25 protein-coding genes are annotated in these 21,626 nt (G+C 66.6%); 13 read left to right on the forward strand and 12 right to left on the reverse strand.

Annotated elements, in window-relative coordinates:
* Positions 1-65 precede the first annotated feature (65 nt).
* The 3 genes from recQ to NX773_RS13820 form a co-directional block, all read right to left on the reverse strand.
* Positions 66-1,886 carry a DNA helicase RecQ gene (recQ, locus tag NX773_RS13810; RefSeq protein WP_258856902.1) on the reverse strand — a complete coding sequence of 607 codons (1,821 nt, stop codon included), beginning with the start codon at positions 1,884-1,886 and terminating at the stop codon, positions 66-68.
* A gap of 19 nt (positions 1,887-1,905) precedes the next feature.
* Positions 1,906-2,739, reverse strand: a complete 834-nt coding sequence (locus tag NX773_RS13815) for an undecaprenyl-diphosphate phosphatase (RefSeq protein WP_258856903.1) — start codon at positions 2,737-2,739, stop codon at positions 1,906-1,908.
* 110 nt (positions 2,740-2,849) lie between these two features.
* Positions 2,850-3,116, reverse strand: a complete 267-nt coding sequence (locus tag NX773_RS13820) for a YkgJ family cysteine cluster protein (RefSeq protein WP_258856904.1) — start codon at positions 3,114-3,116, stop codon at positions 2,850-2,852.
* A gap of 126 nt (positions 3,117-3,242) precedes the next feature.
* Between NX773_RS13820 and NX773_RS13825 the strand changes: the two genes are divergently transcribed.
* Positions 3,243-3,455, forward strand: a complete 213-nt coding sequence (locus NX773_RS13825) for a DUF3079 domain-containing protein (RefSeq protein WP_258856905.1) — start codon at positions 3,243-3,245, stop codon at positions 3,453-3,455.
* 21 nt (positions 3,456-3,476) lie between these two features.
* On the opposite strand, the gene NX773_RS13830 is transcribed toward NX773_RS13825, so the two are convergent.
* The 5 genes from NX773_RS13830 to NX773_RS13850 all read right to left on the reverse strand — a co-directional run bounded on the left by NX773_RS13830 (position 3,477) and on the right by NX773_RS13850 (position 7,034).
* Positions 3,477-5,159, reverse strand: coding sequence for a sensor histidine kinase (locus NX773_RS13830; protein WP_258856906.1), 1,683 nt, complete (start codon positions 5,157-5,159; stop codon positions 3,477-3,479).
* A 127-nt stretch (positions 5,160-5,286) separates the two neighbouring features.
* Entirely contained in the window at positions 5,287-5,565 is a 279-nt protein-coding gene (locus NX773_RS13835; RefSeq protein ID WP_258856907.1) for a helix-turn-helix domain-containing protein, read from the reverse strand.
* A 17-nt stretch (positions 5,566-5,582) separates the two neighbouring features.
* Positions 5,583-5,978 (reverse strand): Hpt domain-containing protein, encoded by a 396-nt coding sequence (locus NX773_RS13840; protein ID WP_258856908.1) that lies wholly within the window; start codon positions 5,976-5,978, stop codon positions 5,583-5,585.
* Positions 5,975-6,445 carry a response regulator gene (locus NX773_RS13845; protein WP_258856909.1) on the reverse strand — a complete coding sequence of 157 codons (471 nt, stop codon included), beginning with the start codon at positions 6,443-6,445 and terminating at the stop codon, positions 5,975-5,977. Before NX773_RS13845 ends, NX773_RS13840 begins: the two co-directional genes overlap by 4 nt.
* Positions 6,438-7,034 (reverse strand): helix-turn-helix domain-containing protein, encoded by a 597-nt coding sequence (locus tag NX773_RS13850; RefSeq protein ID WP_258856910.1) that lies wholly within the window; start codon positions 7,032-7,034, stop codon positions 6,438-6,440. Before NX773_RS13850 ends, NX773_RS13845 begins: the two co-directional genes overlap by 8 nt.
* A gap of 174 nt (positions 7,035-7,208) precedes the next feature.
* On the opposite strand from NX773_RS13850, the gene NX773_RS13855 reads away from it, so the two are divergent.
* From NX773_RS13855 to NX773_RS13885, 7 genes are all read left to right on the forward strand, one after another.
* Positions 7,209-7,868 (forward strand): TetR/AcrR family transcriptional regulator, encoded by a 660-nt coding sequence (locus tag NX773_RS13855; protein WP_258856911.1) that lies wholly within the window; start codon positions 7,209-7,211, stop codon positions 7,866-7,868.
* A gap of 161 nt (positions 7,869-8,029) precedes the next feature.
* The gene (locus NX773_RS13860) at positions 8,030-8,683 is read left to right on the forward strand and encodes a protein-L-isoaspartate O-methyltransferase family protein (protein ID WP_258856912.1); all 654 of its coding nucleotides are present in this window, start codon (positions 8,030-8,032) and stop codon (positions 8,681-8,683) included.
* A gap of 2 nt (positions 8,684-8,685) precedes the next feature.
* Positions 8,686-9,009, forward strand: coding sequence for a rhodanese-like domain-containing protein (locus NX773_RS13865; RefSeq protein ID WP_258856913.1), 324 nt, complete (start codon positions 8,686-8,688; stop codon positions 9,007-9,009).
* Between the two features lie 40 nt (positions 9,010-9,049).
* Positions 9,050-10,411, forward strand: a complete 1,362-nt coding sequence (locus NX773_RS13870; protein ID WP_258856914.1) for a TolC family outer membrane protein — start codon at positions 9,050-9,052, stop codon at positions 10,409-10,411.
* Between the two features lie 142 nt (positions 10,412-10,553).
* Positions 10,554-11,042 (forward strand): Spy/CpxP family protein refolding chaperone, encoded by a 489-nt coding sequence (locus NX773_RS13875; protein WP_258856915.1) that lies wholly within the window; start codon positions 10,554-10,556, stop codon positions 11,040-11,042.
* 14 nt (positions 11,043-11,056) lie between these two features.
* Complete coding sequence (locus NX773_RS13880) at positions 11,057-11,770, forward strand: winged helix-turn-helix domain-containing protein (protein WP_258856916.1); 714 nt, start codon at positions 11,057-11,059, stop codon at positions 11,768-11,770.
* Positions 11,763-12,806, forward strand: a complete 1,044-nt coding sequence (locus NX773_RS13885; protein WP_258856917.1) for a HAMP domain-containing sensor histidine kinase — start codon at positions 11,763-11,765, stop codon at positions 12,804-12,806. The genes NX773_RS13880 and NX773_RS13885 overlap by 8 nt, the downstream gene beginning before the upstream one ends.
* Positions 12,807-12,813: 7 nt before the next feature.
* On the opposite strand, the gene gloA is transcribed toward NX773_RS13885, so the two are convergent.
* The 4 genes from gloA to NX773_RS13905 form a co-directional block, all read right to left on the reverse strand.
* The gene (gloA, locus tag NX773_RS13890; RefSeq protein WP_258856918.1) at positions 12,814-13,227 is read right to left on the reverse strand and encodes a lactoylglutathione lyase; all 414 of its coding nucleotides are present in this window, start codon (positions 13,225-13,227) and stop codon (positions 12,814-12,816) included.
* Between the two features lie 152 nt (positions 13,228-13,379).
* Entirely contained in the window at positions 13,380-13,811 is a 432-nt protein-coding gene (locus tag NX773_RS13895) for an OsmC family protein (protein ID WP_258856919.1), read from the reverse strand.
* A complete protein-coding gene (locus tag NX773_RS13900) occupies positions 13,808-15,064 on the reverse strand; it encodes a PQQ-dependent sugar dehydrogenase (protein ID WP_258857124.1) in 1,257 nt (418 codons plus the stop codon). The genes NX773_RS13895 and NX773_RS13900 overlap by 4 nt, the downstream gene beginning before the upstream one ends.
* A gap of 62 nt (positions 15,065-15,126) precedes the next feature.
* Positions 15,127-15,438: a hypothetical protein gene (locus NX773_RS13905; RefSeq protein ID WP_258856920.1), complete on the reverse strand. Its 312-nt coding sequence runs from the start codon at positions 15,436-15,438 to the stop codon at positions 15,127-15,129.
* Between the two features lie 128 nt (positions 15,439-15,566).
* Between NX773_RS13905 and NX773_RS13910 the strand changes: the two genes are divergently transcribed.
* The 5 genes from NX773_RS13910 to grpE all read left to right on the forward strand — a co-directional run bounded on the left by NX773_RS13910 (position 15,567) and on the right by grpE (position 21,623).
* Positions 15,567-16,580: a DUF3667 domain-containing protein gene (locus tag NX773_RS13910; protein ID WP_258856921.1), complete on the forward strand. Its 1,014-nt coding sequence runs from the start codon at positions 15,567-15,569 to the stop codon at positions 16,578-16,580.
* Between the two features lie 129 nt (positions 16,581-16,709).
* Positions 16,710-17,612 carry an NAD kinase gene (locus tag NX773_RS13915; RefSeq protein ID WP_258856922.1) on the forward strand — a complete coding sequence of 301 codons (903 nt, stop codon included), beginning with the start codon at positions 16,710-16,712 and terminating at the stop codon, positions 17,610-17,612.
* Positions 17,613-17,637: 25 nt separating this feature from the next.
* Positions 17,638-19,302 carry a DNA repair protein RecN gene (gene recN, locus NX773_RS13920; RefSeq protein WP_258856923.1) on the forward strand — a complete coding sequence of 555 codons (1,665 nt, stop codon included), beginning with the start codon at positions 17,638-17,640 and terminating at the stop codon, positions 19,300-19,302.
* Between the two features lie 203 nt (positions 19,303-19,505).
* Positions 19,506-20,612: a ferrochelatase gene (gene hemH / locus NX773_RS13925; RefSeq protein WP_258856924.1), complete on the forward strand. Its 1,107-nt coding sequence runs from the start codon at positions 19,506-19,508 to the stop codon at positions 20,610-20,612.
* A 462-nt stretch (positions 20,613-21,074) separates the two neighbouring features.
* Positions 21,075-21,623 carry a nucleotide exchange factor GrpE gene (gene grpE / locus NX773_RS13930; RefSeq protein ID WP_258856925.1) on the forward strand — a complete coding sequence of 183 codons (549 nt, stop codon included), beginning with the start codon at positions 21,075-21,077 and terminating at the stop codon, positions 21,621-21,623.
* Positions 21,624-21,626 lie beyond the last annotated feature (3 nt).

Raw genomic sequence — 21,626 nt, forward strand, 5'->3', positions numbered from 1 at the left:
ACCCTACAACTTCGGTGGCGTAGGGTGGGCAGCTCGCTGCCCACGCGTTCAACGAACGCCTGCCTTCACGCCATCTCGGCAATCAGCGCGACAATCTCGTCGCCATACGACGCCAGTTTCTTTTCGCCCACGCCGGACACGCCGCGCAACTCGTCCAGCGAGCCCGGCTTGACCTTGGCGATCTCGCGCAGCGTGGCGTCCTGGAACACCACGTAGGCCGGCACGCCGTGCGCGCGCGCCGTCTCCACGCGCCACCAGCGCAGCTTGTCGAAGATTTCCTGCTCTGATTTCGACAGCTCGATCTCGGCATAGCCGCGCGGGCTGGCGGTCTGGCGCTTTTGCTTGACCGGCTTCTGGTACTGGCGCAGCTGCACCTTTTTCTCGCCCTTGAGCACGGGCCGCGCGGCCTCGGTCAGCTTGAGCGAGCTGAAGTTTTCGTGGTCCACCGTCACCAGCCCCAGCGCAATGGCTTGGCGCAAGATTGCGCGCCACTCCTGCTCGCTGCGTTCGCTGCCGATGCCGTACACCGACAGCGTGTCGTGGTGCCACTGGCTGATGCGCTCGCTTGGCGCACCGCGCAGCACGTCGATCACGTGTCCGGCCGCAAAGCGCTGGTCCACCCGGTAGATGGTCGACAGCAGCTTTTGCACCGGCACCGTGCCGTCGAACGACACCGGCGGCACCAGGCAGGTGTCGCAGTTGCCGCACGGGCCGGACTTCTCGCCAAAGTAATCCAGCAGGCGCATGCGCCGGCACGACAGCGTCTCGCACAGGCCCAGCATGGCGTCCAGCTTGGACGAGAGCACGCGCTTGAACGCTTCGTCGGCCTCCGACTCGTCGATCATGCGCCGCTGCAGCACCACGTCCTGCAGGCCGTAGGCCATCCACGCGGAAGCGGGCAGGCCGTCGCGGCCGGCGCGGCCGGTCTCCTGGTAGTAGCCCTCGATGCTCTTGGGCAGGTCGAGGTGGCAGACGAAACGCACATCCGGCTTGTCGATACCCATGCCGAAGGCGATGGTGGCGACCATCACGATATTGTCCTCGCGCAGGAAGCGCGCCTGGTTGGCGGCGCGCTGCGCGTGCTCCATGCCGGCGTGGTAGGGCAGCGCCTTGATGCCGTTCTCGACCAGGAACTCGGCGGTTTCCTCGACCTTCTTGCGCGACAGGCAGTACACGATGCCCGAGTCGCCCGCGTGTTCGGTGGTGACGAAGTCCAGCAGCTGCTTGCGGCCGTTGGTCTTCTCGACAATCTGGTAGCGGATGTTGGGCCGGTCGAACGAGGAAACGAACTGGCGCGCCTCGGTCAGCTGCAGGCGGTGCGCGATCTCGTCGCGCGTCAGCTGGTCGGCGGTGGCGGTGAGCGCAATGCGCGGCACCTGCGGAAAGCGCTCGTGCAGGATCGACAGCCGGATGTATTCGGGCCGGAAGTCGTGGCCCCATTGCGACACGCAGTGCGCCTCGTCGATGGCGAACAGCGAAATGCGCGCATCCTCGAACAGGTCCAGGCAGCGCTGCGTCATCAGGCGCTCGGGCGCCACGTACACGATATCGATGTCGCCGGTGCGCACCTGGCGCTCGATGCGCAGCGCTTCGTCAAAGGTCTGGGTCGAGTTGAGGAAGGCGGCGCGCACGCCCACCTCGGCCAGTGCATCGACCTGGTCTTGCATGAGCGCAATCAGCGGCGAAACCACCACGGCCACCCCGTCGCGCAAGAGCGCCGGGATCTGGTAGCACAGCGACTTGCCGCCGCCGGTGGGCATGAGCACCAGCGCATCGCCGCCGGCCGCCACGTGCTCGACGATTTCGGCCTGGTGCCCGCGAAACGCGGGATAGCCAAAGACGGTCTGCAGCAGGTGGAGCGCGCGCGCCCCGAGGTCGGTACTCATGTGCTTGAAGTTCCCGGGCTTATTCCGCCCACATCACCCAGCCGAAATGGGCCGTGGCGATCACGACGATCCCGAACACGATACGGTACCAGGCGAACGCGGTAAAGTCGTGCGAGCTGATGTAGCGCAGCAGCCAGCGCACGCACAGGAAGGCCGAGGCGAAGGCGGCCAGGCCGCCGATGCCGAACAGCGGCAGGTCGGCGGCGGACAGCGCGGCGCGTTCCTTGATCACCGAGTAGGCGGTGGCCGCCAGCAGGGTCGGGATGGCGAGGAAGAACGAGAACTCGGTGGCCGCCTTGCGCGACAGGCCGAACAGCATGCCGCCGATGATGGTCGCGCCCGAGCGGCTGGTGCCGGGAATCAGCGCGAACGCCTGGGCGCAGCCGACCTTGAGCGCGTCGATCATGCTCATGTCGTCCACGGTCTCGATGCGGTGCGCGCCGGGCAGGGTCTTGTGGCGGCGCTCGGCCCACAAAATCACCAGCGCGCCTACGATGAACGCCAGCGCCACCGGCAGCGGCGCGAACAGGTGCGCCTTGATCGCCTTGTTGAACAAAAAGCCCAAAATGGCCGCCGGCAGGAACGCGACCACCAGGTTGAGCGCGAATTTCTGCTGGCGCGGGTCGGACGCGATGCCGCCCAGCACGGTGCCGATGCGCGCCCGGTATTCCCACATCACAGCCAGGATCGCCCCGGCCTGGATCGCAATGTCGAACACCTTCGCGCGCTCGTCGGTGAAATTGAGCAGGCTGCCGGCCAGGATCAGGTGGCCGGTCGACGAAATCGGCAGGAATTCGGTAAAGCCCTCGACCAGGCCCATGATGACCGCCTTGAGCGCGAAGATGATGTCCATGTGTTGTGAAAATGGTTTGGGAAAGTTTCAGCTGCGGAAGGAAACTGCGCGGGTCCGAAGCTTACCACGAGCATCGTCTCCCCCGGCAAGACGGCCGCAAAGAATTCCCGTCAGGCGGTCAGGCGTTCCAGTTCGGCAAGGAAGAACATCGCCTGCGCGCGTGAACCGCCGCACATCTCGTTCGATGGCTGCAGGCTGGCGCAGACCGCCGGCCGTTCGGGGTGGCCGAAGATGCGGCAGCCATTGTCGTCGTCCAGTTGCGCGCAGCGCACACCGGCTGGTTTGCCCTTGGGCATGCCGGGAATGGGCGAACTGATCGAGGGCGCGGTGCAGCAGGCGCCGCATCCGGGCCGGCAGGGCGGCGGCTGGTTACGCATTTGTTTGACCTGGGTTATGGAATTTGGCGCGGGCCGAGGCGTAGCATCGGCTGGTACAGGTCGCAATGATAGCCGCGCACCGCGTTGGCGTCGCGCTTTTCATGGGGCCGCACTCGAGGTTTCAACATGAGTAAGAAGTTTCCCGACAGCCCCGCCAAGCCAGAGCTCATCTGCTGGGGTTGCGACAAGTATTGCCCGGCAGACAACCTGGCATGCGGCAACGGGTCGGACCGGACCCAGCACCCGATCGAGATTTTTGGCAGCGACTGGATGAAGTGGGGGCTCGGCAGCGGCGACAACGTGCCGGATGCCGCTCCTGGCAAACCCGGTCCGGGCTGAGCCGCTCCGGCCAGGGCCGGATCATGCGCCAGCCGCCTGCATCTTGCCGTCGCCGTCTTGCGGCGGCAGCACGCACGGGATGGTGAAGGCGATGGTGGTGCCGCGCCCGGTCTCCGAGGCCAGCGTCAGTTCCCCACCCAGCATGCGCACCAGTTCACTGACCAGCGCCAGGCCGAGCCCGGTGCCATCGTTGTGGCGCGCGGCCTGCGCATCGACCTGGAAGAATTTCTCGAAAATCTTGCCCTGCAAGGCCACCGGAATGCCCGGCCCGGTGTCGCTCACGGCAAAGCGCAACCGGTCGCCTTCCCGGTGCACCTCCAGCCGCACCGAGCCGGTCTCGGTGAACTTGACCGCGTTATGGAGCAGGTTGTTGAGCACCTGCGTCAGCTTCAGGCGGTCGCTCACGATCAGCTCGGGCGTGTCCGGTTCCACCGTGAAGTCCAGTGCCAGGCCCTTGGCCATGGCGCTGCTGCGGTGCGCGTTGGCCGCCTGCTGCACCAGCGGGCGCACGGCCAGGACCTCCGTCGTCACGCGCTCGTTGCCTGATTCAATCTTGTTCAGTTGCAGGACCTGGTTCACCAGTGCCAGCAGATGGGTGCCGCTTTCGTGGATGAAGCGCGCGAAGTCGTGTTGTTCGCTGCCCTGGGGCAGGTCTTCATGCAACAATTCGGCGTAGCCGAGGATGCCGTTCAGCGGGGTCCTCAGTTCGTGCGACATGTTGGACAGGAACTGGCTCTTGGCGGCGCTGGCCGACAGCGCCTGGGCGCGGCTGCGGACCAGGTCGCGGAACAGGATCAGCAGCAGCAGGGTGAAGATGGCGATCGCCAACGTCACCCCGGCCGCTTCCAGCAGCAACTGGATGCGCAGCGGTTCGTAGCCGTCGAGCACGTCGGCGGTGTCGATCCCGACCACCACCATGAGCGGCTGACCCTCCACGCGGCGCGCCGTGTACACCCGTTCGCGCCCGTCGAGCACGCTGGTGCGGATGAATACCTTGCCCAGGTTGGCGCGCATGATGTGAAACAGCTTGCTGCTGCTGACGTTTTGCCCGATTTCGCTCAGGTTGCCGGAGCGGCGGGCGCGCACGATGCCGTCGTCCCCCACCAGCGCGACCGAGCTGTGCGGGCCGATGCGTGCCGATTCGTACAGGCGCGTGAAGTAAAACGGGTCCATCGAGACCACCACCACGCCGCCGAAGCGGCCGCCGGGGCCGTCGATGCGGCGCGTCAGCTGCATCGACCATTTCTGCGACACCCGTCCCAGCACCGGCTTGCTGATGTACAGGCCCTCGACCTGGTGCTCGCGATGCACTCGGATGTGTTCGCGGTCGGACAGGTTGACCGGCGCGAACGGTTTGTCCGACAGCAGAACGTCGCCGTCCGGGCCGACGATGCTGTACAGGTTGAAGATATCGTTCAGGATCACGCCATCGGCGACCAGGGTCGCCAGGTCCAGGTGCGCGCCGTGCTCCTTGTATTCGTGCTTGATGAACTGCACGGCCTGGTCGGCCGAGTGGATGGTGCGCACGGAATGCTCTTCCACCAGCCGGGCCAGGCTGGCCGCGTCGTGCGAAGCGGTCTCGAGCAGGTGCTCGCGGGCTTCGCGGATCTGGTTGGTGGTGGTGAGCCAGACGCCGGCGATGAGCATGGCCGCAAACGCACACAGCAAGATGGCGGGCGTGGCGCTCTTGAGGCGGTTGATCATGGTTTGGAAGGTGGGCGGCCAGGCCCCCGCTTGTGAAAATTGCCGCGTTGTCAAGGACGGGCCATCTGCCTGTTGCGCACGGTCCGGCGCGCACCCGTCCTGGGTGACGCGCCGGCAGCGCAACCGGTCAGTGTTCGGACATCATCCTGCGCAGGTCCGAGATCGGCAGGTTGTAGACCTCGTGAATACGGATCATCAGGCCGGCGCTCACGTTGATGCGGCCGGTGCGGATCTTGCTGATCATCGGCGGCGGCACCTGCAGCACGCGGCACAGCTGGGCGTCGCTGCGCAGCTGCTTCATCTCGCGCAGGCGGTCGATCCAGCGCTGCGGATTCGCGCAAGAGAAGGTGTACTCCACTGGGGCGCCCCAGCGCGCTTCACTTACGGCATTCGTTCTTGCGTCCATGTTGTTCGCTCCATATTTCAAGGGTTTGGCGTTTCTATGTCGGTGATTGCCCAAGCCTGCTGGCTGGCCGAGACCCGGCACGCCAGCGCTTCTGCAATCACCTCGATAAGCTCTTCGTAAACAAGGGTGAAGCCGGCGCCGGGCAGGTCCTGGCCGGCGCGCGCTGCCCGCTCGAGCTGCTCCAGCCGGCCGGCCGGGCCGTGGGCGCCGACCAGCGACAGGCAGCTCTTGAGGGAATGCGCGTGGTGCGCGATGTCCCGGTGGCTGGCCGCATCGACGGCCAGCTGGAGCTGGCGCAGCCCATCCGGCACGACCCGCACGAACAGCGCGAGCAGCTCGATAAAGCCTTCCTGGTCGTTGCCCGCCGCGTCGAGCAGGACGGCAGGGTCGATCAATCGGTATGTCAGGCTCACCTTGATGCCCCCTTCTCTGGTGTGCGAGCGGGTTCCCGCGGCCCCAGCCAGCGGCGCAGGGTGCCATCCAGGGTGGCCAGCTGGGTTGGCTTGGATACGTGCTCGTCCATGCCGGCGGCAAAGCAGTTGGCCTTGTCCTCATCCATCACGGCCGCCGACAGCGCGATCACCGGCACGTGGCGTCCGCTGTGGCGTTCCTGCTCGCGGATCCGGCGCGTCATTTCGTAGCCGTCCATGTGCGGCATCTGGCAATCGGTCAGCACCAGGCTGCATGCGTGCTGTTCCAGCCACTGCAGCGCCTCGGCCCCGTTGCCGACCACGGCCACGCTGGCATGGCCGAGCCGCGCGAGCTGGCGCACCAGCAGCTGCTGGTTCATCGCGTTGTCTTCCACAACCAGAATGCAGCCGGGCTCGCCCATGCCTGCCGCTCCAGTGACCCGGTCCGCAGTCATCGCAGCCTCAGGCATACAGGCGCTGCTTGCGCATGCAGCAGGCGGTGGCGAAACCACGCAGCTCGTCGTAGCGCACGGGCTTGGGGAAGAACGCGACGCCCGGGGGCACGCCGCCACGTGCCGCCAGTTCTTCGGACAGCACGCCCGAGACGATGGCGATATTGACGTCGCGCAGCGAGGGCCTGTTCAGGACGGTTTCCATGACCTCGTAGCCGTCCAGCCCGCGCATGGAGATGTCCAGGAACAGGATGTCCGGCGCGCGCAGGCCGATTTCGATCAGCGCCTCGTAGCCATTCTTGCAAAAGGTGACGTCGAGCGGCAGGTTCCATTTGGCGAACTGGGTCGCGAACACCGCGCGCTGCATCTCCTCGTCCTCGACCACCAGCAGGGTGGAGCGGGTCGGGGCGCCCTTGTCGTGGCGCGGCACCGTGCCCGATGCCTTGAAGGCCAGCACCGATTCGCGCGGGATGCGGCGGTGCCCGCCCGGGGTTTTCCACGCCGGCATCTCGCCGCCTTCGACCAGCTTCTGAACCGAGGTGACCGACAGGCCAAGAATCTCGGCAGCTTCCTGTGTGGTGCAGACGTCAGTGTGATCTTTGAGCATGGCGGACAGGGCGGATGATTGCGATAATCACGATTTTCGCGCATGCAACTATTTTCGTCAATAATTTATGAAATTTGTTGGATTTGTGATTCAATCTGTTGCGGCTGCGCGGCAGTTGACGGGGGATTTCACGGCAGCCTATATTTATGAACCACAATTACATTGGTTTGCCTGATGCAACTTCCTGCTGAGAACAAGCCGCGCTGGGAACGCCGCAAGGATGCGCGGCCGCAGGAATTGCTCGCTGCCGCCCTCGATTTGTTCGTCGAACGCGGCTTCGCCTCCACGCGCCTGGAAGATGTGGCGCGCCGCGCCGGCGTGTCCAAGGGCACGCTGTACTTGTACTTCGAGAACAAGGAAGAGCTGTTCAAGGCCGTGGTGCGCAACAGCATCGTGCCGGTGATCGGCGACGCCGAGGTCTCGATCGCCGCCTTCGAAGGCCACAGCGCCGACCTGCTGCGCCAGGTGATCCAGAACTGGTGGCAGCGCATCGGCGCGACCAAGGCCTCCGGCATCGTCAAGCTGGTGATGGCCGAGGCGGGCAATTTTCCCGAGCTGGCCCAGATGTACCAGGAAGAAGTGGTCACCCGCGGCACCATGATGATCCGCGGCATGCTCGAGCGCGCCATTGCCCGCGGCGAGTTCCGCCCGGTGGACGTGGTCCAGATGACCCAGGTGCTGATGGCACCCATGCTCACCCTGGTCACGTGGAAGCATTCGGTGGGCCCCTGCGCCCGCGCCGAGCTGAACCCGGACGCCTTCCTTGCCACCTTCCTCGACATGGCCTTGTTCGGCCTGCTCCCCGCCGATAGCGGCGCCCGGCCCGCAGCCTGAGTTGTCAAACACGCCAGGCCGCAATTTTCGGCGTTCATCCCCTCTAAACTGCAACCTGTCGCAATTTCCCCTGCTTCGCGGGCGCTCGTCGTTAAGATGTTCGTCCTGAGGCAGTTCAACGATAAAATATCGGATTATTTCTTTTTCCGCCGAGTATTGAGATGAATATCGAACAAGCCCGCTTCAACATGATCGAACAGCAAATCCGCCCCTGGAACGTGCTGGACCAGGACGTCCTCGACCTGCTTCACGTGGTCAAGCGTGAACAGTTCGTGCCGCAGGCGTACGCCAACCTGGCGTTCGCCGACGTCGAGATCCCGCTGCCGGGCGGCGAGGCAATGCTGGCGCCGAAGATCGAAGCGCGCATTCTGCAGGAAGTGATGCTCAAGAAGCACGAAGACGTGCTGCTGGTGGGCGCCGGCTCGGGTTACCTGGCCGCGCTGCTGGCCTACAAGGGCCGCCACGTGACTGCCGTCGAGATCTCGCCGGAACTGAAGGCGCTGGCCGAAGCCAACCTGGCCAGGGCCGGCGTGACCAACGTGACCGTGGAACTGGGCAACGCCGCCGAAGGCTGGCCCGCGCACGCGCCGTACGATGTGATCGTGGTCTCGGGCTCGCTCGAGTCGCTGCCGGAAGGCTTCCTCAAGCAACTCAAGGTGGGCGGGCGCATCGCCGCGATCATCGGCGAGCCGCCGGTCATGTCGTGCAACATCGTGACCCGTGTGGCCGACTCGGCCTACAACACGGTCAAGGTGTTCGAGACCAACGTCAAGCCGCTGACCGGTGCGCCGGTGGCCTCGCACTTCGAGTTCTGAGGATGCAACAAATAACCGCTCCCGAGTTGGCCGGCTGGCTGGCCGACCCGGCGCGTGAACGCCCGCTGCTGCTGGACGTGCGCGAGAACTGGGAATTCGAGACCTGCCACATCGCCGGCTCGACCCAGATCCCGATGCACCTGATCCCGATCCGCGTGAACGAACTGGACGACGAGAGCGAAATCGTCTGCATCTGCCATCACGGCGCGCGCAGCATGCAGGTGGCGGCGTTCCTGGAACGTAACGGATTCAGCAAGATCACGAATTTAACAGGCGGGATACACGCCTGGGCCGTGCAGGTCGATCCTTCGATGCCGAAGTACTGACCTGTTCCTACTACTTTTGATGACTCCGATGGAGAGAGCAATGCAGAAACCCCTCATCGCCGTGCTGCTGGCCGGCGCCTTCTTCTCGCTGGAAGCGCAAGCGACCGACCTGATCCAGGTGTACCAGCAGGCGCTGGCCAACGACGCCACGTTCGCCAGCGCGCGCGCCGCGGTGGCCGCGGGCCGCGAGAAGACCACGCAGGGGCGTGCTGGATTGCTGCCGACCATCGCCGCCAGCGGCAGCGTCACCAAGAACGACACCAACGTCGCGCCGTGGAACCTGGGTGCGCCCAACGTCCTGAAGGATGGCACGGTCGATGGCCTGGTCACCGAGAAGACGAGCAACCTGCGCACCGACGTCTGGAGCGTCTCGCTGACCCAGCCGCTGTTTCGCTGGGACCGCTGGGAGACGTACCAGCAGGGCAAGCTGGCCGCCGCGATCGCCGAGGCCCAGTTCGCGCAGGCCCGCCAGGACCTGATCACGCGCGTGGCGCAGGCCTATTTCGACGTGCTGGGCGCGCAGGACACGCTGGAATCGGTGCGCGCGCAGAAAGCCGCGGTGACCGAGCAACTGGCCTCGGCCAAGCGCAACTTCGAGGTCGGCACCCAGACCATCACCGACACCCATGAAGCACAGGCTGCCTACGACCTGACCGTGGCGCAGGAATTTGCCGCCGTGAACGACCTGGACAACAAGCGCAACGCGCTGCAGGCGATCATCGGCACCGTGCCGGGCGACCTGGCGCCGCTGCGCCAGGGTGTCACGCTGACCGCGCCGCAGCCGCTCACCATCGACAACTGGATCAGCTCGGCGGAAAACCAGAATCCGCTGGTCCAGGTGCAGCAGCTGAACGTCGAATCGTCCAAACACGAAATCTCGCGCCGCCGCGCCGGCCACTACCCGACCCTGGACCTGGTGGCCAGCTCCACCCACCAGAAGGTGGACGGACAGACCCAGAACTCGGCGACCACCAAAAACAATGCGATCGGCGTGCAGTGGAGCATCCCGCTGTTCAACGGCTTCGCGGTGACCTCGCAAGTGCGCGAGTCGATCGCGCTGGAAGACAAGGCGCGCAACGACCTCGAGGCGACCCGCCGCAACGCCGCGCTGCAGGCGCGCCAGGCCTACCTGGGCGTGAACAGCGGGCTGGCGCAGGTCAAGGCGCTGGAGGCGGCCGAGATCTCGAGCCAGTCGGCGCTGGAATCGAACAAGCTCGGCTACCAGGTCGGCGTGCGCATCAACATCGACGTGCTGAACGCGCAGAAGCAGCTGTACTCGACCCGCACCGACCTGGCCAAGGCGCGCTACAACACCATCGTCAACGGCCTGAAGCTCAAGTCGGCCGCCGGCACCCTGCGCGAGGAAGACCTGGCGCCGGTGAACGGCCTGCTGCAGCACTGATCGCTGCATGCACCAAACGAGACGGCGCCCGCGGGCGCCGTTTTTTTCACAGCGCCGCTTTACAAGACTTTACCCGCGCCACACAGAAGCGCAAAACGGCCGCCGTACAGTGGAATCTCCTTCACCACACAAGAGGCTCTCCATGAAAACGTACGACGACAACAAGATCTCCGCTTTCCGCCCGCTGCGGCGCTGGCTGCTCGGCGCCACGCTGGCCATCGCGGCCAGCGCTGCCTATGCCAGCCTGGCCGGCGCCGCCCCCGGCATGCACGGCCATCACGGGCACGGCGGGCAGTCGTCGATGCAGGCGCACGTGGACCGGATGGTCGAGCAGCTCACTACCGGCGCCAGCCCGGACCAGAAGGCACGGGTGCAGGCCATCGCCAACGCCGCCGTGGCCGACCTGGGCCCGCTGCACGAACAGTTCCATCAGGCGCACGCACGCGCGCACGAGCTTTTGACGGCGCCGGTGGTGGACCGCGCCGCGCTGGAACAGCTGCGCGCCGAACAGGTGCGGCTGTTCGACCAGATCAGCCGCCGCATCACGGCGGCGGCGGCCGATGCCGCCGAGGTGCTCACGCCCGAGCAGCGGGCCAGGTTCGCCGAGCACCTCAGGGCGCACATGCATTGAGGTATGATCCGCGCATGGTCCAGCATGTCCTCATGATCGAAGACGACGAGCGCCTGGCAGGCATGCTCGCGGCCTACCTCGCGCCGCACGGTTTCGCGCTGCGGCATGCGGCCAGCGCGCGCGAGGGGCTGGCCCTGCTGCAGCAGGAGGGCGCGCCGTTCGCGCTGGTCCTGCTCGACCTGATGCTGCCGGACGCCGATGGCCTGGACGTGTGCCGCCAGCTGCGCGCCCTGGCCGCGCCGCTGCGCTCGATCCCGGTCGTGATGCTGACCGCCAAAGGCGATCCGTTCGACCGTGTCCTCGGGTTGGAGATCGGGGCCGACGACTATCTTCCCAAGCCGTTCGAGCCGCGCGAGCTGCTGGCGCGGGTCCGCGCCGTGCTGCGCCGCCCGCCGCTGGCAGACGATGCCGGCGCCGAGGTGCTGCGTTTCGGCCGCCTCGACATCGACCTTGGCGCGCGCGCCGTGCGGCTGGACGGGCAGGCGCGCGCGCTGACGGCCTACCAGTTCGACCTGCTGGTCGCGCTGGCCGAGCGCGCCGGGCGCGTGCTATCGCGCGAGCAGCTGATCGACGCCGTCAAGGGCGCGGCCTTCGATCCCTTCGACCGCTCGGTCGATGTCCACATCGGCCGCCTGCGCGCCGCCATCGAGGACGACCCGCGCCAGCCGCGCCGCATCATCACCGTGCGCGGGGCCGGCTACGTGTTCGCAAAGGTGCAGGATGCGTGAGGCCGCACCGCCGGCCGCGCGCGTGCCGCTGCCGCGGCGGCTGTACGTGCGCCTCTACCTGGCCTTGCTGGCCAGCCTGCTGCTCGCGGCCTTCCTGTTCGCGCTGGCGCACCTGGCCTTCGATCCCGTCGCCGCCGGGCTCGCAGTCGTCGGCCCGGGCATGCACCTGGCCGGGCTGGCGGTGATGCTGGCGCTGATTGCGCTGGCCGTAGCCACGGTGGCATATCCCGTGGTGCGCCGCCTGACGCGCCGGCTGGAACGGCTGCAGGACAGCGTCCACGCGTGGGGCGAAGGCCAGTTGGCCACGCGCGTACCGGTCGAGGGCGACGACGAAGTCGCGCGCCTGGCCGCAAGCTTCAACGATGCCGCCACCCGCATCGAAGCGCTGGTGCGCGCCCAGAAATCGCTGCTGGCGAACGCCTCGCACGAACTGCGCTCGCCGCTTGCGCGCATCCGCATGGCGGCCGAACTGGCGGCCGGGCAGGTGCCCCCTGCGGTCGCGTCCGAGCTGCGCCGCAACGTGGCCGAACTGGACCAGCTGATCGACGAGGTGCTGCTGGCCAGCCGGCTGGAGGCCGTCGGCATCGGCGCCGCGCTGGCCGAGGAGGTGGACCTGACCGGCATCCTCGCCGAGGAGTGCGCGCGCGCCGGTGCGCAGCTGCAGGCGCGCGCGCTCGGCATGACGGGAGACCCAAGACTGCTGCGCCGCATGGTGCGCAACCTGCTCGAAAATGCGGTCCGTTACGGCGCCGGTTCGGCCGTCGAGGTGGGGCTGGAAGAGGTGCAGGGGATGCTGCGGCTGGAGGTGCGCGATGCCGGACCGGGTATTCCCGAGGGTGAACGCGAGCGCGTGTTCGAGCCGTTCTATCGTGTTGCCGGCGCCAGCGAGGCGGCCGGCGGGGTTGGCCTGGGCCTGAATCTGGTGCGCCAGATTGCGCGCCACCACGGCGGCGATGCGCAATGCCTGGCCAACGGCCAGGCCGGCTGCTGCTTCAGGGTGACGCTGCCGCGCCTGCTGACCCAGCGCTGCAGCTGATGGGCGATCAGGCGTTCAGGCCGGCGCCGCCTGCATCGTCCTTGCGTTCGATGAGCTCGACCTTGTAGCCATCCGGGTCGGTGATGAACGCGATCACCGTGCTGCCGCCCTTCACCGGACCCGGCTCGCGCATGATGTTGCCGCCCTTGGCACGCACCTGGTCGCACACCTTGTAGATGTCGTCGGCGGACAGGGCGATGTGGCCGTAGGCCGTGCCCATCTCGTACTTGTCCACGCCGTAGTTGTAGGTCAGCTCGAGCTCGGCGTGGTCGGGATTGCTGCCGTAGCCCAGGAAGGCCAGCTTGTACTTGTACTCGGGGTTGTCGCTGGTGCGCAGCAGCTTCATGCCCAGTACGTTGGTATAGAAATCGATCGAGCGCTGCAGGTCGCCGACCCGCAGCATGGTGTGCAGGATGCGCATTCGTGGTCCTTGTGAGATGTGAAACGAAGCTGCGATTGTATGCGCTTGCGGCGGTTCTTGCCGGATGTCGGGTAGGGCGGGCAGGTTCTCCTGCCCACGCGTTCGGGCAACGCATGCTCCGTTTGAACGCGCGGGCGGGAAACCCGCTCACGCTACGCCTGCAGCTTCGCGTCCATCGTGATGTTCGCGCCCTTGAGCAGCTTCGATACCGGGCAGCCTTCCTTGGCCTTGAGCGCCGCGGCCTGGAACGCTTCTTCGGTGGCGCCGGGAATGCTCGCCACCAGCGCCAGGTGCACCGCGGTGATCGCAAAGCCGCCGTCGGCCTTGTCCAGCGACACCGTGGCCGTCGTCTCCAGCCGGGTGGCGGTCATGCCTGCCTCGCCCAGCTGGGCCGATAAGGCCATCGTGAAGCAGCCCGCATGCGCGGCCGCGATCAGTTCTTCGGGATTGGTCCCGGCGCCGTCCTCGAAGCGCGTCTTGAAGCCGTACTGCGTGTCCTTGAGCGCCCCGCTTTGCGTCGACACCGTGCCCTTGCCGTCTTTGAGGCCGCCGCTCCAGACGGCACTGCCCGTGCGATTGATCATTGTGTTCTCCTTTCAGGTGAATGTTTTCCGGCGGGCGTGACCCGCCAGACCTTGTTGCCCACGTCGTCCGCGACCAGGATCGCGCCCTGGCGGTCCACCGCCACGCCCACCGGGCGTCCGTACGCGTGCCCGTCCTTGCTCAGGAACCCGGCCAGCACGTCTTGCGGCGGCCCGCTTGGTTTGCCGTCCGCGAACGGCACGAAAATGACCTTGTACCCGGCAAACGGCCTGCGGTTCCACGAGCCGTGCTGGCCGACCAGCGCGCCGTTCCTGAACTGCGGCATCAGGCTGGCGTCGTAGAACGCCAGGCCGAGCGAGGCCGTGTGCGCGCCCAGCCCGTAATCGGGCACGATGGCCTTGGCCACCAGGTCGGGCCGCTGCGGCTTGACGCGCGTGTCCACGTGCTGGCCCCAGTAACTGTACGGCCAGCCGTAGAAGCCGCCTTCCTTCACCGAGGTCAGGTAGTCCGGCGGCAGCTCGTTGCCGATCTCGTCGCGCTCGTTCACGCTGGTCCACAGCACGTGGCTTTGCGGATTGATCGCCAGCCCGTTCGGGTTGCGCAAGCCGCTGGCGAACACGCGGCCCTTGGCGCTGGCGATGTCGTATTCCCAGATCGCCGCGCGCCCCAGTTCCACTTCCATGCCGTTGTCGCCGATGTTGCTGTTGGAGCCGACCGACACGTACAGCTTCTTGCCGTCGTCGCTGGCCACCACATTCTTGGTCCAGTGGTGATTGATGCCCGCCGGCAGGGCCAGCACCTCCTTGCCCTTGGCCGCGATGTGCGTCTCGCCGGTCTTGTACGGAAAGCGCAGCAGCGCATCGGCATCGGCCACGTACAAGTCCTGGCCGACCAGCACCATCCCATACGGCGAGTTCAGGCCTTCGAGGAACACGGTTCTGGTGGCCGCGCTGCCGTCAGCCTTGAGCCCGCGCAGCAGCGTGATGCGATTGGCCGAAGGCACGCCGGCGCCGGCCACCTTCTGCTCGTGCTTTTGCACCATGTTGCGGATGCTTTGCTTTTCCTTGGCGCTGGCCGGACGATTGGTCTCGGCCACCAGCACGTCACCGTTGGGCAGCACGTAAACGTTGCGAGGATGGTCCAGCCCGCTCGCGTACTCGGACACTTCCAGCCCGGCCGCGGGCGCCGGGTGCGCGCCCTTGGGCCACGGCTCGGTGGGTGCGACGTGCAGGGTCGGGATGAGGGAATGCTCCGGTTCCGGCAAGGCCGGGTTGGGGCCGAAGCCGGCTGGCATGTTCTGCGCGACTGCCGTTGCCGCCGCGGCCCAAAGCCCGGCGGCCAGCGCCAGCCGGGCGCTCACTTGTTTTTCCCCTGGCCGGGATGGGGCGCATCGTGGTCGCGCATGTCGCGCGAACGGTCGGGCAGCGGGTTGGCCTGGCCGCTCGCGCCCGGCGCCGGCTGGGTGGCCTGCTCGATGTCGGTGCCGTCGCGCGCATCGGTGTCCACCAGGCCCTGCGCCAGGTCTTCGGCGGCCTGGCGTATCACGCCGCGCGGGCGCTGGTCCTGCGCGTCGGGCGACTCGTCGCGCTCGTGCGGCTCGCGCTTGACCTGGTCGTTTTCCATCGGCGCCCTGGTATTGATGAAGCGGTCCTTGGTTTCGGTAACCATCACTTCTCCTTTCGATGCTGTTGCCTGGATCGTAACGCGCTGCGGCGTGGGCGGTCGCGCAATTGGATGATGCAATTCGGAAACGAAGCCATTAAACTTGTCGTTCTTGAACTATTCCAGGGTGTGCCTTGAAACACGAAGCCGTCGTCCACCAACCGCCTGCCCACTGCCTGAACTGCGGCGCGTCCGTGCAGGCCGCGTACTGCCAGCACTGCGGGCAGGACACGCACGCCCACGTGCCGGGCGTGGGCGAGTACATCCACGAGTTCGTCGGCCATTACATCGCGCTCGAGAGCAAGCTCTGGAAGACGCTGGTGCTGCTGCTGTTCAAGCCTGGACGGCTGACGCGTGATTACATCGAAGGCAAGCGCGTGCGCTATGTGCTGCCGCTGCGCCTGTACCTGACGTTCAGCCTGGTGCTGTTCGCGGTGCTGAAGATGAACACGCACGGCTTCAATACGGAAAAGCCAAAGGAGCCGGTCACCGCCGCGCAGCAAGCCGAGCAGGCAAAGCAGGCGCGGCAGCTCGACAAGGCGCAGGCGGACATCGACGCCGCCAAGAAGGAAGGCGGCGCGGCGACCGCCGCCGGAATGGTGCTGGCCCAAAAGGCCATCGATACGGCCAAGCGCGCGGAGCCGGACGGGGAGGGCAATACCGATTTCCTGAGGCTGGACGAGGGTGACGAGCAGCGCCTGGAAGCGCGCCTGGGCAAGAACCTGGCCGCCAAGATCGGCCACTTCAGCAGGCTGCCCCGGGAGGAGCAGTTCGAGGCGCTCAAGTCGGCGTTCTTCGCCTTTGGCCCGTACGCGATCTTCGCGATGATGCCGGTGTTTGCGCTGTACCTGAAGCTGCTGTACCTCGGTTCCGGGCGCCTGTACGGCGAGCACCTGCTGTTCGCGCTGCACACTAACGCGTTCGCGTTCCTGATGCTGATCCTGATGATGGTGCTGCCCGCGAACGTGCCGTACCTGCGCCCGGCGCTGGGCTTCTGGCTCGCGTTCTACCTGCCCACCGCCATGCGCCGCGTCTATGGCGGCTCGCGCACCGCCACCGCGCTGCGCTGGGTCGTGCTGATGGCGCTGCACCTGCTCGGAATGTCCATCGCGGTGCTGGCGGCCCTGGCGATGGCGCTTGCGCACTGAACTTGCGGCGCGCCGGCCGGCCCAACTATACTGTGCGTTTGTACAGTCCCGGGCCGGCCGCCGTGTAGCCGCGCCCTGGATAATCGGTTAATCTGCCGCGTGTGCCACCCATCGACCCACCACTAGCCTATGCCCGCTTCGCCTGAACCACAAAAGACCATCGCCCTGGTCGTGCGGCACAACACCGCCGGGATCGAGGAAACGGTCGCCGGCATCGTCGGCTTTTTGCAGGGTGCCGGCTACCGCGTCGTGTTCGAGGCCGAGACCGCGGCCCACGTGCAGATGCCGGGCGTGGCCGCGATGAGCGCCCCCGAGATCGGCAAGCACGCCTCCTACGCGGTGGTGGTCGGCGGCGACGGCACCATGCTCGGCATCGCGCGCCAGCTGGCCAAGTACAACGTGCCGCTCATCGGCATCAACCAGGGGCGCCTGGGCTTCATCACCGACATCCCGATCGACCGCATGCTGCCGGCGCTGGGCGAGATCCTCGAAGGCAGCGCCACCACCGAACAGCGTACCCTGCTCGAAGGGCGCGTGATGCGCGCCGGCGAAATGATCTTCTGCGGCGTGGCCGTGAACGACGTGGTGGTCGCGCGCGGCACCGGCGCCGGCATGGCCGAGCTGCGCGTGACGGTGGACGGCCAGTTCATGTACAACCAGCGCTCGGACGGCCTGATCATCACCACGCCGACCGGCTCCACCGCCTATGCGCTGTCGGCCGGCGGCCCGCTGCTGCACCCGAGCGTGCGCGGCTTCGCGCTGGTGCCGATCGCGCCGCACGCCTTGTCCAACCGGCCCATCGTGGTGCCCGACTCCAGCGAGATCGTGGTCACGATCGTCAACGGCCGCGACATCAGCGTCAACTTCGACATGCAGACCTTCGCCAGCCTGCAGCACGGGGACGAGATCGTGCTCTCGCGCTCGCCGCACATGATCACCTTCCTGCACCCGCAGGGCTGGAGCTACTACGGCACGCTGCGCGAAAAGCTGCACTGGAACGAGTACCCGTCCAGCGACGGCAAGCTCTCATAAGTACACACAGGAGACCTGTTTCTTCATGCTGCGCACCCTGACCATCCGCGACTTCGTCATCGTCGATGCCATCGAGCTCGAATTCTCGAGCGGCTTTTCGGTCTTCACCGGCGAGACCGGCGCCGGCAAATCGATCCTGATCGACGCGCTGCAGCTGGCGCTGGGCGGGCGTGGCGAAGCCAGCATGGTGCGCGAGGGCGCGGCCAAGGCCGACATCACGGCCGATTTCGCGGCCACGCCCGACGCCCAGGCCTGGCTGGAGCAGAACGAGTTCGCGGTGGACGAGGGCGGGGCGCTGCTGCGCCGGGTGATCGACAACGCGGGGCGCTCCAAGGCCTACATCAACGGCGTCGCCGCAACCGCCGCGCAGCTGCGCGAGCTGGGCGAGATGCTGGTCGATATCCACGGCCAGCACGCGCACCAGTCGCTGCTCAAGAACGACGCGCAGCGCGCGCTGCTGGACAACCTGCTGGCCGTGCACGACCCGGCCGCGCGCGCGCAGGCCCAGGCGGTGGCGTCCGGCTACAGGGCCTGGCGCCAGCTGGCCCGCCAGCTCGAGGAATTCGAGACCAATGCCAAGAACGTGATGCTCGAACGCGAGCGGCTGGAGTGGCAGGTGGGCGAACTGGACAAGCTGGCCGTCAAGCCGGGCGAGTGGACCGAGATCAGCAATGAGCACAGCCGCCTGTCGCACGCGGCCAGCCTGCTCGAAGGCGCGCAGGAGGCGCTGGCCGCCATTTCGGAATCGGACCATCCGATCCTGTCGCAGCTCTCCGGCCTGAACCAGAAGCTGGCCAAGCTGGTGGACGTGGACGCGGCGCTGCAGCCGGTGCTCGACTGCATGGAGCCGGCGCGCATCCAGCTGCAGGAGGCGGTGTACGCGCTCAACGACTACATCGACAAGGTCGAGCTGGACCCGGAGCGCCTGCGCGAAGTGGACGCGCGCATGGAGGCCATCCACGGCACCGCGCGCAAGTTCCGCGTGGCGCCCGAGGAGCTGCCGGCCGAGCACGCGGCGCTGGCCGACAAGCTGCGCCAGCTGGCCGACGCCACCGACATCGACGGCCTGCGCCGCCAGGAGCAAAAAGCCAAGGCGGCTTACATGGCGCTGGCCGAAGCGCTCTCGCGCACCCGCGCACAGGCGGCCAAAACGCTGTCCGAGCAGGTGACGGTGGCGATGCAGGATCTGTCCATGGGCGGCGGCCGGTTCGAGGTCGCGCTCAATGATTGCGAGCCGACTGCCCACGGCCTGGAACAGGTCGAGTTCCTGGTGGCGGGCCATGCAGGCGTGGCGCCGCGGCCGCTGGCCAAGGTGGCCTCGGGCGGCGAGCTGGCGCGCATTTCGCTGGCCATTTCGGTGATCACCTCCAGCGCCACGGTCACGCCGACGCTGATCTTCGACGAGGTGGACAGCGGCATCGGCGGCGGCGTGGCCGAAGTGGTGGGCCGCCTGCTCAAGCGCCTGGGCCAGCAGCGCCAGGTGCTGTGCGTGACGCACCTGCCGCAGGTGGCCAGCCAGGCCAACCAGCACTTCCAGGTGGCCAAGGGCACGCTGGATTCGGGCAAGACCGTCTCGCGCATCGACGTGCTGGGCGCGCGCGAACGGGTGGAAGAAGTCGCGCGCATGCTGGGCGGGCTGGAGATCACCGAGACCACGCGCAAGCACGCGCGCGAGCTGCTGGCGTCCTGAGGTGCGCGTCCGGTGTGGGCACCGTCCGTCGTAGGGTGGGCGGGGCCCGCGCCCACGCGTTCAGGCAGCGCCAGCACGAACTGGACGCGTGGGCAGCGAGCTGCCCACCCTACCTGAGTCGCGACGGCACGACAAATATCCTTTCTGCACAAACCGTGGCTGAATTTATAATGGCGGGTCTCAAGCCGTCCATACACGCACAGATGCCTTTCCAAAAAGAACCACCGCACACCCACGGCAGCGTTGCCCGCAACGCGCTCGTGCTGGTCAATCTCGGCACCCCGGATGCGCCAAGCCGCCGGGCCGTGCGCCGCTACCTGAAAGAGTTCCTGTCCGACCCGCGCGTGGTCGAGATTCCCAGGCGCATCTGGTGGTTCATCCTGCATCTGGTCATCCTGCCGTTCCGTTCCGGCGCATCGGCCGCCAAGTACGAGATGATCTGGACCCGCGACGGCTCGCCGCTGCGCGTGCACACCGAAAAGCAGGCCGCGCTGCTGCAGGCGGCGCTGGAAGAGCGCGGCCATGATTCGATCAAGGTGGCCTGGGCCATGCGCTACGGCGCGCCCGGGCTGGCCGAGGTGCTGGCGCGCCTGAAGGCCGAGGGCGTGGACCGGATCGCGATCATGCCGGCCTACCCGCAGTACTCCGGCACCACCACCGGCTCGATCTGGGACGCGGTGTTCGCGCACTACGCCACGGTGCGCAACGTGCCCGAGCTGCGCCTGGTCAAGCACTACCACGACCACGACGGCTACATCGACGCGCTGCGCGACACCATCCTGGAGCACTGGGAGGCGAACGGCCGCGGCGAAAAGCTGGTGATGAGCTTTCACGGGGTGCCCAAGCGCACCCTGCTGCTGGGCGACCCCTATCACTGCGAATGCCACAAGACCGCGCGCCTGCTGGCCGACCGCCTGCGCCTGTCGCCCAATGATTACATCGTCACCTTCCAGTCGCGCTTCGGGCGCGCCGAATGGCTGCAGCCGTACACCGCGCCCACCGTGGCGCAACTGGCGCGCGATGGGCTCCGCCGGGTGGACGTGATCTGCCCCGGCTTTACCAGCGACTGCCTGGAAACGCTCGAGGAAATCAACATGGAAGTGCGGCGCGAGTTCGAGGCCGCCGGCGGGCAGGATTACCACTACATCCCCTGCCTGAACGAGGCGCCGGCCTGGATCGCCGGCATGGCCGAGATTGCCGAGCAGCACCTGATCGGCTGGCCCACGATGATGAGCCCGTCCCAGCGTGAAGCCGAACGGCGCGATGCCGCGATCGGCGGTGAGCGGGCCGAGCAGATGGGAGCGGTGTAAGGGGCGGGAGCGCCGAGGGCTTGCGGTCACGCGGTCGGTCGTGACGCAGGCGGGCCAGGCCGGTTCAGGAGCCAGAGGCAGGAACCGGCGTTGCCGGCCTGTTAAAATGTCAGGTTTTCAGTGTGCCTGGACCCCCAGGCCGGCGTAGCAGATCCACGCCATCGCGAGGATGGTGTAGGCCACGATGGCGGCACTGATCAATTGCAATTTCATGGTTTCGACCCCAAGGGCGACACAAAAACGTCGCTCGTGCGCGACGCTGCTCACAAGTCCATCTTAGAACTTCCGCCGCCGAAAAGAATCCCCGGTTGTGTAAATTTTGTAACGAATGGTGAAATGGCAACATAACAGTTTGAGCCGCATTCCCCTTGAAAATGTAGGAGATCGCCCCATCTGGTGGCCTGTACAACAGCAGGACAACACCAACACTTTGCCAAGTCCTTGATTCTAGGAGTTTTTTCGATGCAAGACCAAGAAAACCAAGAGGTGCCGAACCAGCCGGACGGCCAGGAGCAGGTCCCGGCCCAGGAAGCGGCGCCGGCCGCTGGCGAGCCCAGCCTCGAAGAACAGCTCAGCGCCACCGAAGCCAAACTGGCCGAAACGCATGACGCCTTCATGCGCGCCAAGGCCGAGGCCGACAACGTGCGCCGCCGCGCTCAGGAAGACGTGAGCAAGGCTCACAAATTCGCCATCGAAAACTTCGCCGAGGCGCTGCTGCCGGTGAAGGACAGCCTGGAGATGGCACTCAAGGTCGAAGCGCCGACCGTCGAATCGATCAAGGAAGGCGTGGAAATGACGCTCAAGCAGCTCAATGCCGCCTTCGAACGCAACAAGCTGGTCGAGGTCATGCCCCAGCCGGGCGACAAGCTCGACCCGAACAAGCACCAGGCCGTGGCCGTGGTTCCGTCCGAGCAGGAAGCCAATACCGTGGTCAACGTGCTGCAGAAGGGTTACATGATCGCCGACCGCCTGCTGCGTCCCGCGATCGTGACGGCGGCACAGCCGAAATAACAA

It is taken from the genome of Massilia solisilvae, assembly GCF_024753215.1.
Lineage (GTDB): Bacteria > Pseudomonadota > Gammaproteobacteria > Burkholderiales > Burkholderiaceae_D > Telluria > Telluria solisilvae.

Coding starts and splice junctions, on each gene's coding strand:
- NX773_RS13895 (WP_258856919.1), bottom strand. CDS start 13,811: ATGATCAATCGCACGGGCAGTGCCGTCTGGAGCGGCGGCCTCAAAGAC.
- recN (WP_258856923.1), top strand. CDS start 17,638: ATGCTGCGCACCCTGACCATCCGCGACTTCGTCATCGTCGATGCCATC.
- NX773_RS13885 (WP_258856917.1), top strand. CDS start 11,763: ATGCGTGAGGCCGCACCGCCGGCCGCGCGCGTGCCGCTGCCGCGGCGG.
- NX773_RS13830 (WP_258856906.1), bottom strand. CDS start 5,159: ATGATCAACCGCCTCAAGAGCGCCACGCCCGCCATCTTGCTGTGTGCG.
- NX773_RS13880 (WP_258856916.1), top strand. CDS start 11,057: ATGGTCCAGCATGTCCTCATGATCGAAGACGACGAGCGCCTGGCAGGC.
- NX773_RS13815 (WP_258856903.1), bottom strand. CDS start 2,739: ATGGACATCATCTTCGCGCTCAAGGCGGTCATCATGGGCCTGGTCGAG.
- NX773_RS13820 (WP_258856904.1), bottom strand. CDS start 3,116: ATGCGTAACCAGCCGCCGCCCTGCCGGCCCGGATGCGGCGCCTGCTGC.
- NX773_RS13855 (WP_258856911.1), top strand. CDS start 7,209: ATGCAACTTCCTGCTGAGAACAAGCCGCGCTGGGAACGCCGCAAGGAT.
- NX773_RS13875 (WP_258856915.1), top strand. CDS start 10,554: ATGAAAACGTACGACGACAACAAGATCTCCGCTTTCCGCCCGCTGCGG.
- gloA (WP_258856918.1), bottom strand. CDS start 13,227: ATGCGCATCCTGCACACCATGCTGCGGGTCGGCGACCTGCAGCGCTCG.
- NX773_RS13860 (WP_258856912.1), top strand. CDS start 8,030: ATGAATATCGAACAAGCCCGCTTCAACATGATCGAACAGCAAATCCGC.
- NX773_RS13915 (WP_258856922.1), top strand. CDS start 16,710: ATGCCCGCTTCGCCTGAACCACAAAAGACCATCGCCCTGGTCGTGCGG.
- NX773_RS13850 (WP_258856910.1), bottom strand. CDS start 7,034: ATGCTCAAAGATCACACTGACGTCTGCACCACACAGGAAGCTGCCGAG.
- NX773_RS13865 (WP_258856913.1), top strand. CDS start 8,686: ATGCAACAAATAACCGCTCCCGAGTTGGCCGGCTGGCTGGCCGACCCG.
- NX773_RS13835 (WP_258856907.1), bottom strand. CDS start 5,565: ATGGACGCAAGAACGAATGCCGTAAGTGAAGCGCGCTGGGGCGCCCCA.
- NX773_RS13900 (WP_258857124.1), bottom strand. CDS start 15,064: ATGCCAGCCGGCTTCGGCCCCAACCCGGCCTTGCCGGAACCGGAGCAT.
- NX773_RS13870 (WP_258856914.1), top strand. CDS start 9,050: ATGCAGAAACCCCTCATCGCCGTGCTGCTGGCCGGCGCCTTCTTCTCG.
- NX773_RS13825 (WP_258856905.1), top strand. CDS start 3,243: ATGAGTAAGAAGTTTCCCGACAGCCCCGCCAAGCCAGAGCTCATCTGC.
- recQ (WP_258856902.1), bottom strand. CDS start 1,886: ATGAGTACCGACCTCGGGGCGCGCGCGCTCCACCTGCTGCAGACCGTC.
- hemH (WP_258856924.1), top strand. CDS start 19,506: ATGCCTTTCCAAAAAGAACCACCGCACACCCACGGCAGCGTTGCCCGC.
- NX773_RS13845 (WP_258856909.1), bottom strand. CDS start 6,445: ATGCCTGAGGCTGCGATGACTGCGGACCGGGTCACTGGAGCGGCAGGC.
- NX773_RS13905 (WP_258856920.1), bottom strand. CDS start 15,438: ATGGTTACCGAAACCAAGGACCGCTTCATCAATACCAGGGCGCCGATG.
- grpE (WP_258856925.1), top strand. CDS start 21,075: ATGCAAGACCAAGAAAACCAAGAGGTGCCGAACCAGCCGGACGGCCAG.